At 43.0% G+C, this 15,615-nt stretch carries 10 protein-coding genes; 4 read left to right on the top strand and 6 right to left on the bottom strand.

Translation table 11 applies throughout. The features are described 5' to 3' along the window. Window positions 1-11 precede the first annotated feature (11 nt). Window positions 12-2,423: a fibronectin type III domain-containing protein gene (locus QXD64_04090; protein ID MEM3396494.1), complete on the top strand. Its 2,412-nt coding sequence runs from the start codon at window positions 12-14 to the stop codon at window positions 2,421-2,423. Window positions 2,424-2,549: 126 nt separating this feature from the next. Here the strand turns inward: QXD64_04090 and QXD64_04085 are convergent, their stop codons facing one another. Continuing rightward, on the bottom strand, window positions 2,550-4,313 hold the full coding sequence (locus QXD64_04085) for a carboxypeptidase regulatory-like domain-containing protein (GenBank protein ID MEM3396493.1): 1,764 nt from the start codon (window positions 4,311-4,313) through the stop codon (window positions 2,550-2,552). Window positions 4,314-4,441: 128 nt separating this feature from the next. On the opposite strand from QXD64_04085, the gene QXD64_04080 reads away from it, so the two are divergent. Genes QXD64_04080 through QXD64_04070 form a run of 3 tightly spaced genes read left to right on the top strand, consistent with a single transcriptional unit; the run spans window position 4,442 to window position 7,048 of the window. After that, the gene (locus QXD64_04080; protein MEM3396492.1) at window positions 4,442-5,761 is read left to right on the top strand and encodes a hypothetical protein; all 1,320 of its coding nucleotides are present in this window, start codon (window positions 4,442-4,444) and stop codon (window positions 5,759-5,761) included. A gap of 2 nt (window positions 5,762-5,763) precedes the next feature. Continuing rightward, the gene (locus tag QXD64_04075; protein MEM3396491.1) at window positions 5,764-6,747 is read left to right on the top strand and encodes a hypothetical protein; all 984 of its coding nucleotides are present in this window, start codon (window positions 5,764-5,766) and stop codon (window positions 6,745-6,747) included. After that, window positions 6,731-7,048, top strand: a complete 318-nt coding sequence (locus QXD64_04070) for a KEOPS complex subunit Pcc1 (GenBank protein ID MEM3396490.1) — start codon at window positions 6,731-6,733, stop codon at window positions 7,046-7,048. The genes QXD64_04075 and QXD64_04070 overlap by 17 nt, the downstream gene beginning before the upstream one ends. Here QXD64_04070 and QXD64_04065 read toward each other — a convergent pair. From QXD64_04065 to QXD64_04045, 5 genes are read right to left on the bottom strand one after another with little or no spacing between them, the layout of a single operon-like run. After that, on the bottom strand, window positions 6,992-12,670 hold the full coding sequence (locus QXD64_04065) for a hypothetical protein (protein MEM3396489.1): 5,679 nt from the start codon (window positions 12,668-12,670) through the stop codon (window positions 6,992-6,994). The two genes, QXD64_04070 and QXD64_04065, sit on opposite strands and share 57 nt — an antisense overlap. A 49-nt stretch (window positions 12,671-12,719) precedes the next feature. Then, complete coding sequence (locus QXD64_04060) at window positions 12,720-13,658, bottom strand: TIGR00269 family protein (protein ID MEM3396488.1); 939 nt, start codon at window positions 13,656-13,658, stop codon at window positions 12,720-12,722. Further along, complete coding sequence (queC, locus tag QXD64_04055) at window positions 13,618-14,301, bottom strand: 7-cyano-7-deazaguanine synthase QueC (GenBank protein ID MEM3396487.1); 684 nt, start codon at window positions 14,299-14,301, stop codon at window positions 13,618-13,620. Before queC ends, QXD64_04060 begins: the two co-directional genes overlap by 41 nt. Then, on the bottom strand, window positions 14,298-14,885 hold the full coding sequence (locus QXD64_04050; protein MEM3396486.1) for a DUF2085 domain-containing protein: 588 nt from the start codon (window positions 14,883-14,885) through the stop codon (window positions 14,298-14,300). The genes queC and QXD64_04050 overlap by 4 nt, the downstream gene beginning before the upstream one ends. Then, complete coding sequence (locus QXD64_04045) at window positions 14,857-15,252, bottom strand: hypothetical protein (GenBank protein ID MEM3396485.1); 396 nt, start codon at window positions 15,250-15,252, stop codon at window positions 14,857-14,859. Before QXD64_04045 ends, QXD64_04050 begins: the two co-directional genes overlap by 29 nt. Window positions 15,253-15,615 lie beyond the last annotated feature (363 nt).

Genomic DNA, 15,615 nt, shown 5'->3' with positions numbered 1-15,615 from the left:
ATCTCCCTCTCATGAAGTGGAGCAATTTGTGGCATCTGGGAATTGTGGCGATGCTGGTCTCCGTAGCTGTTAGTGTCATAGATGCCGATACTCCTAACATTGTAAGAGGTTATGAAGAAAGCCAAGATTTTGTACTCTCCATTGCGGGTGAAATGGATTTCCCATCTCTTTATGGATATGGCAATTGTGTGTGCCATGTCTATACAATAGTAGACACGAATGGCAGTGCCTGCATTAGAGTTACGCAGGTGGATATATCATTGAATGCTATCAAGAATTTTTCTGCGGGTGTTGTGGAACAAGTAAATATAACGGAAGGAACCTTCGCACCGGCTATTTCCTTTCACAACAATTCAATTTATGTATGCTGGGCTGAAAAAGGAGCAATCGTCTTATCCATGTTTGAGGGCGAGAATCTTACAGGCATCTGTAGAATAGAAAATATTGCTGACTACTACAACCCACCCACACTCGCATCATTTGGAAAAAAGTTGATGATAGTTTTTCTATGTGGAAACCAAACTGATAGTGCAAATCTCGTTGTTGCTAATAGAGACGAAAATGGGAGTTTAAATGTTGAGGTGTTAGATACACTTCCTTTAAATGCTCAAAGTTTCAGAAATCCAATTTGTTGGTATGACATTTACGGTAATTCCCATGTGATGCTTGCAAATCTCTCTTCAGTTGAACACTATTATTCGAATGGGACTGTTTGGCATCATGAAAAACTAAGTGTACGCTTTACACTTGCATCTGAGGTAAATGCTAGGTTTGTAAACAACAAGTGCTATATTGGATTTTTTGGCATAATAGGACAGGACATGAATGCAGTGATAGGGACCGGAGAGATTGCATCAAATGGAAGCATCGGAGAAATAGAAACCCTTGTGCTCTCCACATTCAACACGAGTTCCCTGACGGATAGCCCTTCTAATCCGAGAGTATACATTGCCCCCTCAGGCACAAAAACATTCTATATCTCATGGAGTGAAGGCAACTTTTTAGGTAATCTGACTGGAAAAGTAGGAAGGATTGTGGGCGATGAACTTGCCTCTATTGTTTCTGTTTCATCTGGCAAGATATGTGGTGTTTTTGCAGAACTACACACGTTGCACCTACTAGTTATCGAAAATGGCCTTTTACATTATAAAATATATACAATTCACAAGGAACCCATATTTTTGAGTATTATTAATACGACACAAACCTCAATTACACTCTGCTGGTCTCCTTGTTACGATGAAGAGTTTGCATGGTATGAAATTCATTATTATACTGGAAGTAACTTCACACCGTCCCTAGTAACACTGTATGCAACAATTTACGATAACGAGCAAACGATGGAATGCATAGAAAACCTTGAACTTGGGAAAATGTTTTGGTTTCTCATAGTTGTAAGATTCATAACAAACGAGACCATATACTCTAACTTCGCTTCCTGGGAAACACCCGCACCTGTTGAACAAGTGAATGCTACAGTTTCTAATGTGGGATCTGATAGTTTCTCTCTTTCATGGGAGCAAAAACACTGTAAGAACTTCGAAGTGCATTTCTCAACCAATTCAGATTTCAGCGACGAGATAATCCTAGAGTTGGAGAATACTACAACATCCTACACTTTCGATTCTCTTAATGCTAGCACTACGTACTTTGTATTTGTGCGGAGCATCGGTTTCTATGGAGACCAAGCGGATTCCCAGGTCATTACAGTTCTCACCCGTCCTGAGATATTAGATGCCGTGGCGAATGTAGATGAAATTACGATCAGATGGCAAAAACCATCAAATAACTTTTTTGAGAAAATGGAGGTGTATGTTTCTAAAATGGAGAACACCACTTTTGATACGTGCTCACTTGCCACTGTAATTTACGATTCATCTATTTCCAGCTTCACAATGAAATTCGAGGAGATGAATACTTCATTTTACTTTGGAATAGTTGTATACAACACATTCTGGCAGTCTGCACAATCAAACATTGTTTCCAATAGCACATATCTGCCGGTAATTCCCGGAGTTTCAATTACAAAATATGAGATATTGAATGTTACTTCTGTAAAAATTTATTTTCCTGCAACGGATTACAGCTATTTCTCCCGTCTTGAAGTTCATCTCTCGCTCGAAAAGAATTTCACACCTTCTGAAAAGACATTGCTTCACACAATATATACCCAAGGAGAAACTGCCTATGTAATTTATGGTCTAACTCCTGATGTGGACTACTATGTTCGAATAGTGTTAGTAGATAATTTTGGACAGAAGAGTATTTCTGAGCAACTGAAGGTGCGCACCACAACAAGCATTGAATGCGAACATCCAGAGCCAGAAGTTCCGTTTTATCTCTATGGGCTTCTCCTGATTATTTTCTTCCTCTCCTCTACAATTTCTGGGCTGTACATCAACGCAATCCAACGAAGAAAATGAGCAGATTAGCCCAAAGCATAAATACAGGATTGAAGTTATTATCCTGCCCCATCAGGCCATGCTATCCGTTAACGCTGATGCAGTGCTGAGTGATGAGCGGATAACCATAAGATGGGGTATATCTCATCATCTTCGCATAGCATAATATAGAACTGCAAATGCGGATACCACAGCCGTAACTAGAACACTGGCGATCACAAATGGCATATAATCTGATTTTTCGGTCTGTATCCGGTCTAGTTTCGTGAGGGCTGGAGGTATGGAGTAAGTGTCAGAAGTAAAATTTTCATTTTTAATTAGAATTCTCTTTTCGATATATCCATCGGCAGAAACGGTAATGGAATAATTCAAAAGCACTGGAAGATTTGAGAAACGAAAATTTCCGCTAGAATCTGTGTAATTAGTTCTAAGCAATTTTCCATCCATGGAACGAAGAATTACTTCAGCATTTTCAATGGGGTTACCAGCCGCATCACGCACCACACCAGTAATGTTGACAGTAAGGTTGTATATTCTTGGATACATATAAAAATCTAACCGGAATTCGGTTTCGTTTAGTGTGAATGTGGTGGTCTGGGAAGTGTAATTTTCACAACTAACTGAAATTCTATAGTCGAGTCCCTTTCTGAGAAGAAATTCGTATTCTCCTGCTAGATTCGTGTAGGTAGTTAATCCTTCTACCTCAATAACTACGATGGCTCCAGCTAATGGAGTTTGGTTTGTTATATCCAGCACCTTTCCATACACCCTCCCCTTCTCATATTCGGGCTTCATATAAAAGTCAATTTGCCTCTCTTCATTGGGTGAGAGGGTTGCGAATGTGTAGTTCTCTTGATAACTCTCAGCGGTGCACTTTATTGTGTAGTTCACTCCAGGTATCAGTTCCAAATAGTAATATCCACTAGAATTTGTGACCGCAGATAAGTTTCCAGGTGTAGCTACAATTATTGCAGATTGCAACGGTTCATTTGTATATGTGTTGTAAACATATCCATAAACCCTAGCAGAGGCGATTGAAACTGGCATTAATGGAACATCTATGCGGACACCATTAGATGCCTCTACATGCACACTTTTGCTTCCCGTTTGATATCCCTCCGCAATCGCTTGCACAGTGTAAGTTACTCCACCCACGACAGTAAAGTTATAGTAACCTTGAGAATCTGAAAGAGTGGTATTGCTTCCTGGAAACACTTTCACCTCTGCACCTGCAATTCTTGTACTGTTAGCACCATCATATATGTAGCCAAAGATCCATCCATACTTCTCCTCTAGAGGGGTCATGTAGAATGATGCATTCGTGGAACTGTTAGGCCCTAGAAACACGAATGTTGAGGCGTTGTAGTACCCAGTAGCATTTGCAGTAATTGTGTAGTATGTACTGCCTCTTGCAGAAACAGAATAGAATCCATTGGAATCCGTGTTTGTGGAAAGATTTCCTGGTGTTATTGAAATATTTGCAGATTTCACAGGCAGTCCAGTCATTCCATCAACCACATATCCATATATTGTACCGTTCTCAAATGAGGTCCCGAGCGGAAATAGAAGTATGTCTATGTGTGTGTTTTGATTTTCCGCACAATAAATTGTTTCCTCGGATGAAATGTAGCCATCTGCACTTGCATTCACTGTGTAATTTCCAGGAGATGAGAGAACGAGGGAGAAGGAACCGTTGAGGTCGGTTTCTGCACTCAGATTTCCGGGGTACACATGTATCTTTGCAGTTGGAATGGGCACAAGAGACGTGGCGTTGACCACATGACCTTCGAGTACTGTTGCAGAGGGTTTGATATGTATTTCACTGGCAGGCAAAGGTAGAGAAATGAGCAAGAGTATTAAGACTAGATGAATGAGGAGCAAAACACTTACAGGAGCACTTTCACTCTTCATGATTCTCAATAGCCAAAGGGATATATTAACCTCGCTCTATTTGCAAGCACTTTCACTCACCCCTTCCCTAAAACTATATATGCACCCCTGCAAATCCTCTCTCCGCCGAAAGGCACGAGGTGAAATCGATGCAGAAAGAAAAAATCGCATCCTTGATTGATGAAATCGCCAGGATGCCAGAAATGAAAGATGTGCCGCGAGAACAAATAGAAGCGACTGTGAACGAGATAGTTGGGAAACTTTCTCTCCAACCAAATGAGATTAAAGAGGTTGTTCTTCACAAACTGGCACCTCACAGAGAAATGGAAGGAGAAACTGTGCCACTTTCTAAATTGAGAGAGGGTATGAAAAATGTGTCAGTGGTAGGACGCATCCTCTTCGTGAATGATGAAACCATCAAAATGAGGAATGGAACTGAAAAGAAGGTGCTGAAGGGCTTGATATCCGACAACACAAAGAAGCTTAACTTTGTTGTCTGGAACCCCGAGAAACATCAGGGATTGATAGTGAAGGGTGCAGTGCTTTCATTAAAAAATATTTATACGACAGAATGGCAGGGAGAGCCGCAGATTAACACTTCAGATGCAACTGAGATAACAACTGTGACTGATGAGCATCTACCCAACATTAGACTTGGGACACCTGTTAAGGTAAAGGACTTGCCAGTAGTGAAGTTTCCAGTAACACTCACAGTGAGGGTCATATCAGTTGAGAAAAAGACAGTGAATGTGGGAGATACAGAGAAAGTGCTTTATTCAGGTGTGATTGCTGACGAAACTGGCCATGTCCGTTTCACTGCATGGGCGGACTTCGGACTAAAAGAGGATGAAGTTGTGAAGATAAATGGTGCTTACAAGAAGTTATGGAAGGATATGCATTCTGTTGTGCTGGATGAAAAAACAACCGTGGAGCGAGTTGAAAGTACCAAACTTCCCCCATCTACCCAATTGCTAGCCCCCAGAGAAATATTGATAGAGGATATATATGAGGAGGGCGAAGGTTTTATGTCAAATGTCCAGATAGAGGGTTTTCTAATAGAAGTGAAGGAAACTTCTGGGCTAGTATACAGATGCAGTGAATGTGGTATGGTTCTAGACAAAGGGATGTGTAAGACCCACGGGAAAGTGAAGGAGAGCAAAACTGATTTGCGCATAAAGGGAGTTATAGACGATGGTACTGGTGCCATAATTGCAATCTTTCCGTTGGAGGTCTGTGAGAAACTGCTCGGAAAGAGAATAGAGGACTATCTCTCACTTGTTGGCAAAAACGGTGTTGTAAATCCTGCACTCCTAGAGATGAACGAGAGATTGCTTGGCAGAGCGTTTCAACTCAGGGGAAATGTTAGCTCTGGAGATTTTGGAACTACTTTCATAGTGAAGGACGCCCAGAATCTCCAGATTGACTGCAAAGTTGAGGCAGAGAGCTTGCTTTCTGAAATGGAGGTGTGAACATGGAGAGCAAGCAGAGGGTTATAAAGAAGGCAACCCGCAGAGAGGTTGCCTACAGAATCTTTTCTTTTGAACTAGAAGAAGCCACAGTGGAAGAGAAGGGAGGGGAAACGCTCAGTGCCGAGAGTGCCAGCTTTTCAGAGCAGAGTAAAACTCCTAACTATGTAATCACACCAACTGGCCTGCGAGTGAACCGGGTTCTTGTTGTAGGTAAACTCCTGTATGCTCCAGAACGGATAGGTGAAAAGGAGATGTGGAAGTTAGAGGTATCGGATAGCCTAGGTACGTTCTATGTGCTCACACCAAATTTCCGATCGGAGATTGTGAATTATGTGAAGAATATGGACCCTGACACTCTGCCTAAGGTTGTATTTCTTTGTGGAAAAATAAGAACCTACAAGCCAGATGAAACGAGATTCTATATCTCAATTAGGCCAGAAGTGCTCTGCGACTCAACGATGGACATGCATCATTACTGGCTTATTCAGGCAGCAAAATCTTTGCTCAGGCGGATTGAGTGCCTTGAGGAGTTGGCTAAGATGGAACCTGAAAGCGTTGAGAATTTGATGGCAATTGGATACACAAGGAGTGAGGCGGAGGCGGCGCTCAGAGCAAAGAAGTACTATGGAATTGATTCTGAAAGGGTTGCAAGATACAGGGAACTAGCAATTGATGCTCTGAAAATTGTTTGCGGCGAAGATGTTGAATTACCAGAAACGAAAAGAGAGTCCATTGCAAACTCATTTGATAGTGGAATTGACGAGATAGAAACAGAAGTTGAAGATGAGGAACGAACTTTGTATGAAATGATAAAAAGCTACAGAGAAGACGGCGTTGTAATGGAGGAACTGATGGAACTTACAGGGATGGAACAGGACAAAATCGAAAATCTCACCCTTTCACTAATTGAGAAAGGACTTATTGATGAGCCTGAACCTAATAGATATAGAGCGGTAGATAGTGAGGAAAATGGTGAAGAATTCTGAGAAGTTAACATGCTCTCTCACGATTTCTGTGGAACTGGATAAAAAAATTGCTAGGTGTGTGATGGACGCAATTAAGGTTGAAATTGCAGAAGATGGGGAAACAGATGCTAGAACAAATTTGAGTATGGAATACCTAGATAATTGCCTCCACCTTATCATCAATGCTCAAGACCTGAGCAGTTTGAGGGCCTCTCTGAACTCCTATATCCGATGGCTCAACCTTGCAATTGAAAGTGCCCAACTTTCAAACAGACAGTTTCCTTCTGATGGAGAAGACGATACAGGCAAGGACAAAAATTAGTGGATAAATCTCAAACAGGTTCTCTTCTTCCACTGGAGTAGTGTAATGGATTGTTGCTACAATTGTACCTGTGACAGTCCAGGAGTGTGGGTCAGTCGTAGTATATGGTGGCGTGCCTGTGGTTGTATCACTGAAAGAGAGGGAGGTACCATGGTCACACCAGTTTGCCCATGAACCATAAACCCCAGATTGCGAATAGTAAATGCCATCGAGCGTATAGTTCGCCCAGACCGTATGACTTGCGTCTGTACCAACAAGTGTGATTGTTGAATACCACTGGTGCCTGTAGGTGATGGTTCTTGAAATCGGGCTTGTAATTGCGACAAAAGAGTACTGGTCAACAGTTCTGTAGCGTTCTGTGGAACTCACATGAATTTCATTTGAAATTGTAATCGTAGAGCCATGGTCCACCCAGGCATTCCATGTATCAGAGGAGTAAACAGAGTGAGGAGTGAGGAGAGACTGGTAGTTTATGGTAGCTGGTGCAGAGGGGGAAAGCCCATTTAATGTGAGGGTGCAGTAATACTGCTTGAGGAATTCCGCAGTTATCTGAGTGGGTGTATTCAAATTTACAGTGATTGGATTTGCAGTGCTTCCCGAAGTCCACCTGTAAAAAGCCCATCTGGTGTTTGCCGGGCCTGCTACTTCTGAAGAAATCCCAATTTGATAGCCAAGATTTTCGTCAAGCCAGAGCGTAACAGGTGAGCTGTCATAAATTGTAGAATAGAAGGAACCATTGAGAGAAAGGATTCCGGGATAGGTAGATGTCAGATTCAGGGTTGAGACAGTTAGGAGATACTGGGTCTTCCAGTTAAAGGTGACGCTTGAAGGTGCGGTGATTGTGAATATAACACTGTTCCCAGTGCCTGAAGGTGCCGAGCCAGTTCCAGTGTAACCTGTACATGTGTACTGGATACCAGAACCTCCAGAAACGGGAGAGGTCACAGAGGCAGAGGCAGAGCTTCCGGCATTATACCAGCCCTCTCCTGCTGGACTATCATGGGCAGAAATTACCCGAAGATAGTACTGGGTCTGGTAATAAGCAGTAATTGTCATGTCAAATCCGAGGACTGTGATTGTGTGGCCCTGAGCACCACCATCACTCCATGAAGAAAACAGATACCTTGGGGCATATATGTCTGTTCCTTGAGGGGATGGAGCATAGAGATAGTGATTATAGCCAGCAATCCAGGTAAATGAAACAGGGGCTGTGTACTGAGTGCTGTCAACTTCAACAAGCAAGCCAGATGGGGATGTGGTGATTGTGCACCTTGAGCCTGGCGTGGAGTAATAAACATTCCAGTAACTTCCTCTTGCATCACCCCAGGTAACACAGGGATAGTAACCTGCACCACCATCTCTCCACTGGTAGGTTACCGCAGGCCTGTATTCCCAATCTCCTGTATTTCCATCCGAGACATAACTTGTGGCATAGGGTACACTCCAGGAGTTCGGTGTGGTGTAGTAGGCCTTTGCATATCTTATTGAATAACTCCCAGAATCATAGTAAACTAAATGGAAATACCCATATACAGGGTCAGAACAAAGTGCAGGCCACGCCTGAGTGGTGCTTTCGGTGCTGAAGGGGATAACATAAGGTGGCGATGCCAATCCGTCAGTGCTGTAAGAAATGTTGATATCCCAGTCCGTGCTTGATTTGTAATAAACGCTCGCCACTACCACGGTATTACTCCCGTGGGTTGCAGCCACATAAGGAGCAAATGAAGGTGTGACATCAGGTCCTGCTGGCCTTAAAATGTAACCAATGTTCCATGTAACACCACTATCTGTGGATTTCAAGACAATAGAGTTAAGTGGCTGGGACTGGATGCCAATCATGTCTATGGAGTATGTGTCCCCACTCTGGGCACCTGCATCAATCGGGTCAAGTCGTAGCCTAGTGATTGTCCCTGTCCAACCAGCACATTGTGACATGTTGAAGGTGTACCAAACATAATTAGAGTGGTCTGTTACACTCAGAGTTACTGATTTTGCTTCGTTCCAGGTTCCGTCAGTGCTAGTGATAAAGTAAATTTTTGTGGTTGTGCCAGTGCCAGTAGCCCGCATGTAGAGATGGATGTATTTGTAATTGGATGCGGGAATGTTCAGAGCGGGGCTGTACATAAACGGGTCATTGCCTGTTGCAGTGGTGGAGAGAATGCCACCTGAAACTGTGAAGGCGGTGAGATGGTTACCGACTACCCAGCCCTCAGCATTTCCATTTGTCCAGAATTCCCAGCGGGCATAAGTAACTCCCATGTCATCGTACGCACAATAGAGATTTGTACCAGTGCCCCAGGCGACAGTGGGTCCATAGACCACACCTGAATCTTCGTATGTGTATCTTATCTGGTAAGCATAACTCGAAGTCAGAGGTGGAGCATATCCATTCCAGCTATTTCCACCATTGTCAGACCTAAATCCAAGAATGTCCCTGTCAAAATTACCATACCACCATCTAGCTGCGATATAAACAGAATTTACTGAGTTTCCCATCACAGTAATGGATGGCATATCCCAGTACTCTGAGGTACTAGTAATCTGCCTCCACTGCCAAGCTGTAGATGTGGCAAAATTTGCCTTATCCACATAGCCCAATTCTATAAACAAGTAAGAGGAGGAATACAATGTGAAAGCAAGGTAGATTCTGTTTGCATAACTTCCAGAGTTGCTAGAGATCGCAAGCGAAGGATTGTCACAATCATAGTTCGTGAAATACCACCAAAGACCACTCCATGTGAGGCCAGAATCAGTTGAACGGAATACTGCAATGCCCCATCTTGAAACGGCTGTGCTCCAGAACATGAACGCAGTGTAAATGTAGTTATCACTATCGGTTGCCATCACAGGCGAGAAAGCATTATAGTTTGAGGCCTTGCTCACATTCACATCAGGAATCCACCCGGAACCGACAGCACCACCTGGCACCATGGGTTTCGCTGGCGTAAATGCAAACCCTCGTCTCACTGGCTTTTCTTTTGAAGCATTTAGGTAGTAAGACAGTGTTTCCGCTGAAACAGTGCCCGTAGAGTAAGCTCTAGGCACAGGCATCTCGGCAGGTTCAAGTTTTTCTGGAACAGAGGTAACAGGGACATCGTTTGATTTGAGTTCAGCAACATGCTGGGGAAGTGGTGGGTTTTCTTCATGAACTGGCTCCACCACTCTTCCTTGTAATGTTCCAACTGATGGAGTGCATTCTGCAGCCCGAACTTGGTCCAGCAACCCATGTTCAAAGAAGGCCGTGTCCCTGTTCTGCCAGAAATCTGCAAATTCAATGTAAATATCAGGGTTTGTTTGCACCGATTTTGTCAACTCAAATTCTAACCTATAGAAATCAATAGCACCAGAAACTCCATCGCCTGTTAATCTCCAATTACCTCCTTCTGCACTCCATGTTTTCTTCTCAAGGATCTTCCCTTCCCTTCCACCGAACTCAATCAGGTAATCTGCACCAATGCTAGCACACGGAATTCCAGTACTTCTGTTGTTATCCATGTCCAGGTAAACTCTGAGCCAGTCAAGTCCTCTATCTTCGCTTTCTGTTGGTGTTACTGGCCCTATGTAGACACTCACAAACTTGCCTCTGTACGCCAGTGGAAATTCCACTGTATCTGGAATTGTCGTGTTGAGGTAATAGTCCTCACCATAGGGATAATCCTTTATCCCATCTCCATCAATATCATTATTTGTCTGGCTATCTGGAATCCCATCATTGTTGAAGTCAGAGGGCAGCGGATCAATGTTGTCTGGCATTGTGTCTCTATCAGTATCAGGGGTGTAAACAGTTCCAACAGTCACATAGTTTCGATATGGAAGTTTCTCTCCACCAAAAATCCACTTTTCAACATCAAGGTAAAACTGAAGGTTGCTTGTGCCATGTACTACCGCAAATTCTTGAATGTCTATGGAAGGATTTGAGACCTCACCAGAGGATTCGCTCCTTTTCGGCGTTGAAGCCCAATCGGCAAAGGCACCATCTATGGTAATTGCAGGGGCTGAACCAACATAACTTTTTCTAGCATGGTATCTGTCTGAGGCATCCATCAGGACTACGATGACATCTCCCCTGACCCCTCCGTCCTTAATTGAGAAACCGAGGGTAGCGGTATTCATGCTTCCATCTACTGGCACCGAAAACTGCCATTTCTCTGATGTGCCAAAGCTCAATGTTCTTCCCAGCTGGAACCTGTACCTTCCCGCCTCAAGCCCAACACTGATGGTTTGAGGGCCTTTCAATGTAGCGGTTTGCGGTGCTGCACTACCTTCAATGCTTACAAAGACCTCCTCGACTTTCGAATCTCCTCTGACAGATGTGAACTCAAGTTCCATCGCATCTACATTCCCAGGTTGTGTGATATCCTGGAGCAAAGTTCTGGTAGTAAGGATAAGTGTGGGCTTTTTTCCAATTGGATAGTCAGCCATATCTAGAGTGCCATCGTATGCTTGGACAACGATAAAAATTTTAAAATCGTTACCTGAAAGCAATGACTTTTTAATTTCAACTTCGAGCTGGTTTTCTGAAACTGCCGCTGGCACAGATACAGGTTGAATCCACTGCCAGGAATAAGGGCTCGCACTGTCGTATCTGTAAAGGGTTGTGGAATAAACCTCATTATTCCAGCCATAGACCTGCACATGGTAGGAGGCAGTGACACCCGAGATGCTAAAACCCCCTGTGCCTGTGTCAATAAAAACAAAAATAGTATCTGCTACACGGTCTTGACTTCCAGCCAGCATTCTCCCTTCCACTGAAAGGTAAACAAAGTATGCCTGTTCCTTCTCTGCAAAAGAAAATTCTCTGATTCTGATGTTTGGATTTACCTGAGCGTGACTGGTTATCTGGGATGACTTGTCAATGTCCTTCCATTCTTCAAAAATTCCATCCACTTTCAGAAGGGGTTTGGTGCTGAGTTCATAAAGTCCTGATGAAATGGAAATAAGAAGAAACATCAGAAAGATAAATGGCACAATGTACACTTTGGGAGAAAAGCCCCTGATTTTTTTTCTTCCAAATGTGAGACCACTTGGGTCAGCAAATCCGAACCTTGCGGAAGTTTTCACAGAGAGGTCTGGAAACACATATGGTGGCCGGGATTCCCGCCCATTCAACTCAGCTCTCTCCTCCACTGGGTATTGTGGTGGCTCTTGTCTCAATGGTTGGGCTGGAATATTATCCTGGCTCTCGTAAGTTCCTTTCACATCAGTTTTCTGTGTCTCTGGAATCTCCACCTGTCCCATCACCTTCAACTCACTCCTTGCAAGCACAAAACCCCTGTATTTTGCTTTCTCCTCCTCACTATCGACAATGACCACCCCACAGCTCCTGCATTTTGAATCTTTTTCACCCACAACAGTCCCACAGAATGGGCAGTAGTATGTTAGAGGCCCACTGTATGCAAGTTTTTGTGATTGCTGGTAGCAGTGCTGGGCTGCGTCTATATCACCAAGTGCCTTGTAACAGTGACCGAGAAGTTCCCAGGCCTCCTTAAATTCTGGATTAAGATTAAGAATAGATTTAAGCTGTATGATTGCACTATGAAAATCCTGATTGGAATAAAAGAAGAGTGCACTATCATACATTTTGTATATCTCTCTCATCTCAGGTGCCTGTTTTCCCATCATCTGTATATATATCCAACTTCTGGTATTTATAGGTTACAGCGTTCTATCATTATTTTGGTTTTCCTTCTAATAAATTGCAGCTCTTGCACACTTCATTTATAGATGGTTCGCCACAGATTTTACACACCTTAAGTTGCTTTTGTTTGTATCTCTCTCGGATTAGGGGGATAACTTCATCATAACTTTTTAAAATTCCGAATTTTACACTCGGGTTTTCTTTATCTAGCCTCTCTATCAGAGCCCTATATTGGTTCCGCAATGCAAATTCTGCATAAGGGCAGACAGCATGCGAAAATGGAATAGCATTTAGCATTGCAAAGAGATATACTTCTCTTTCTGGTATGCTCCTCAACGGTAAAATTCGAGGTACAAGCCCAGGCTGTACATGAACATGCGGTGCCATCCGTGCAAGTTTCTCCACATCTCCTCTTGTAAAATTCATCAGAATTGATTGTACAGTATCATCTAGATTTAAGCCAGTAGCAAGAACTGTACAGCCAAGGGATTTGCTTGCCAGATTTAGTGCCTTTCTTCGCATAACCCCGCAGTATGTGCAAGCCCGTGTTCGATTATCTGCAACGGTCTCATCAAGTGTCCTCTGAAAAAGTTGCCTAAATGAGATAAAGTGATGCTCTACACCAAGCATTTTGCAGAGCTTTTTTGCTGCTTTAATTGTCTCACTTCTATAACCCTCAATTCCCTCATCCACAGTTATTGCTACAATTCGTACATCTCTGTGCCTAGAAAAAATTTTATGAAGCATGTAGAGACAGACAGATGAATCCTTTCCGCCAGATAGACCAATTCCTATAACCGCTTTTTTTTCGATGTATATTTGGGTGGCAATTTCCCGTTTCACTCTCTTCTCGAAAAATTCATTGAAATGTTCACGGCATAGATGAGCACCGCTGTATCTAACGAATTCTATTGCCTCTTTACTGCAAAAATCACATCTTCGGCTTTTTTTCGTATTTGAGAGGGTCTTCATAGCCAGCATCCCTAAATCCTTTCAAGCGGAGGATGCATGCCTCGCATTTTCCGCAGGCAAGCTTCCCACCTTTGTAACAAGTCCATGTGAATTCGTAAGGAACGCCTAGTTGTATTCCCTTCTTTATTATTTCTCCCTTTGTCATGTGGAGTAACGGTGCTAACACCTTTATTCTTTTGCCTGAAACACCCACTTTAGTTCCTTTTGCTAGCGTCTCTTCAAATGCATTCAAGAACTCTTCCCTGCAGTCAGGATAACCACTAAAGTCAACCTGGTTTGCACCGATGAAAATTGCGTCTGCATCAATTACTTCTGCATATGCGCCCGCAATACTGAGAAAAATGAGGTTTCTAGCAGGCACATAAGTTGGCGGAATATCCTTTCCGATTTTGTGAGTTGCTAGCGGGACATCAATCGACTTATCTGTGAGCGCCGAGCCCCCAATCGTATCAAGGTTGAGTTTTATTATCTTATGTTCCTTTACCTCAAAGAATTTGCAGAGCTTTTTTGCACATGCCAGTTCCCTCTTGTGTCGTTGTCCATAGACAAAGGAAATTGCATGAATTTCATAGCCCTTTGATTTTGCGATTCCGAGCACTGTAGCAGAATCTAAGCCACCAGAGACAAGAACAACTGCTTTCATCTTCTCGCCTTCTTCAACTCCTGCTCCATCTTACGGATTTCTCCGATTGAGCGAACAATGAATGCAATTGCGAGGGCAAGTGCGATGCCTCCAAGCACACCTGTGAATACTCTAATAGGGTTTGTGCTTTCGTAATGTAAAAATGTGAGAAAGTCCTGGGCAACACCATCAACACCCATTGGCACCAGAAGCAGGAAAATGAGCCAGAGTTTAATATCTAAATTGACAAAGCTGAGTAATATAGTAGCAATTCCAAGGCCGAAGAAAATGCCAGTACATCTTGCACAGAAAGGCATCTGGTTTCCATTTAGAAAGTAAGAACGAGAGGCATGCTGATGGCACATTATATCCCCAAATTCATAAATTTCTTTAGCCAAGTGCGGCATCTTTTCGGTTTCGTTTTGAAAGTCAATTATGTTCACCCTGCCTCCCTCACCTAAATCCAGTGAGTTGGGTGGAAGCATGTAGGGAGTGATTACTAGAAGAAATGCAAAAACGGTAAATAGGATGCTGAGGGAAAAAAGCGCAATTGAGAAGTTCAAAGAAGGTTTAAAATCAAAAAGTTTTTTTACCTGGATATCCATTTTTTACCTCTCCTGCTTTCGGGCAGCCCTTGCAAATGTTTGCCCTCCCTTCTATTAATTCGCATTCTGTGCAGAAAATGAACTCACCATGTCCTTCTTCCACTCTTTCATCACTGACTTTGGCTTGGGAACTTGCTTGGCTACGCATTCGCATTCTTTTGGACATGTTGTATGCCCAGTAAATGAAGAATATTGCAGAAATAATTGCAAAGATGCCCATCATATTGGTGAGAACTGGATAAATATCATTATGCGGAAGTTCTGGTAGAAATGCAGGCATTATGAAGATTATAAACGCAGAAGCACCGAAGAAGACAACAATCAGGAGGATGAACGACTCTTTAGTATGTGGAAATTTTAGTTTCACATTGCAGAATAAAATAGGAGAATAGATAAAATTATCGCTCTTTGTCAGTATCTCCGAACAAGTTGGAAAAGCCAGATACTCATTACTACCCTAAAAGCCATTAGAAAGGGAATTGATGTGGACATACTACAGGGAAATCTACTGATTTTTTCCCGGCCTACACCCCTATGGCTCCTGTACCATAGAAGTGGCCATCAACCCTTCCCTAGTGTATTTTCATTTCGCTCTCTACATATTTCATAGAGAGCGAGAAGAAATTCCTTGAATCTCACCTCCTTCTCTATATAGATCTGCCCACTTGGCGCTGGTGCCGAAAGGCGTCACCTTACGAATATAGAATCCCCGTATGTTCCTGATAGTCAG

The sequence above is a fragment of the Thermoplasmata archaeon genome (assembly GCA_038874435.1).
Lineage (GTDB): Archaea > Thermoplasmatota > Thermoplasmata > Lutacidiplasmatales > SKW197 > SKW197.
The sequence above is the reverse complement of the archived record's forward strand: the minus strand, read 5'-3'. Positions and strand labels throughout refer to the sequence as shown.

Bases quoted from the DNA above. Each gene is read 5' to 3' on its own strand.
- QXD64_04050 (MEM3396486.1), bottom strand. From the start codon at position 14,885: ATGGATATCCAGGTAAAAAAACTTTTTGATTTTAAACCTTCTTTGAAC.
- QXD64_04085 (MEM3396493.1), bottom strand. From the start codon at position 4,313: ATGAAGAGTGAAAGTGCTCCTGTAAGTGTTTTGCTCCTCATTCATCTA.
- QXD64_04060 (MEM3396488.1), bottom strand. From the start codon at position 13,658: ATGAAGACCCTCTCAAATACGAAAAAAAGCCGAAGATGTGATTTTTGC.
- QXD64_04080 (MEM3396492.1), top strand. From the start codon at position 4,442: ATGCAGAAAGAAAAAATCGCATCCTTGATTGATGAAATCGCCAGGATG.
- QXD64_04075 (MEM3396491.1), top strand. From the start codon at position 5,764: ATGGAGAGCAAGCAGAGGGTTATAAAGAAGGCAACCCGCAGAGAGGTT.
- QXD64_04070 (MEM3396490.1), top strand. From the start codon at position 6,731: ATGGTGAAGAATTCTGAGAAGTTAACATGCTCTCTCACGATTTCTGTG.
- queC (MEM3396487.1), bottom strand. From the start codon at position 14,301: ATGAAAGCAGTTGTTCTTGTCTCTGGTGGCTTAGATTCTGCTACAGTG.
- QXD64_04065 (MEM3396489.1), bottom strand. From the start codon at position 12,670: ATGATGGGAAAACAGGCACCTGAGATGAGAGAGATATACAAAATGTAT.
- QXD64_04090 (MEM3396494.1), top strand. From the start codon at position 12: ATGAAGTGGAGCAATTTGTGGCATCTGGGAATTGTGGCGATGCTGGTC.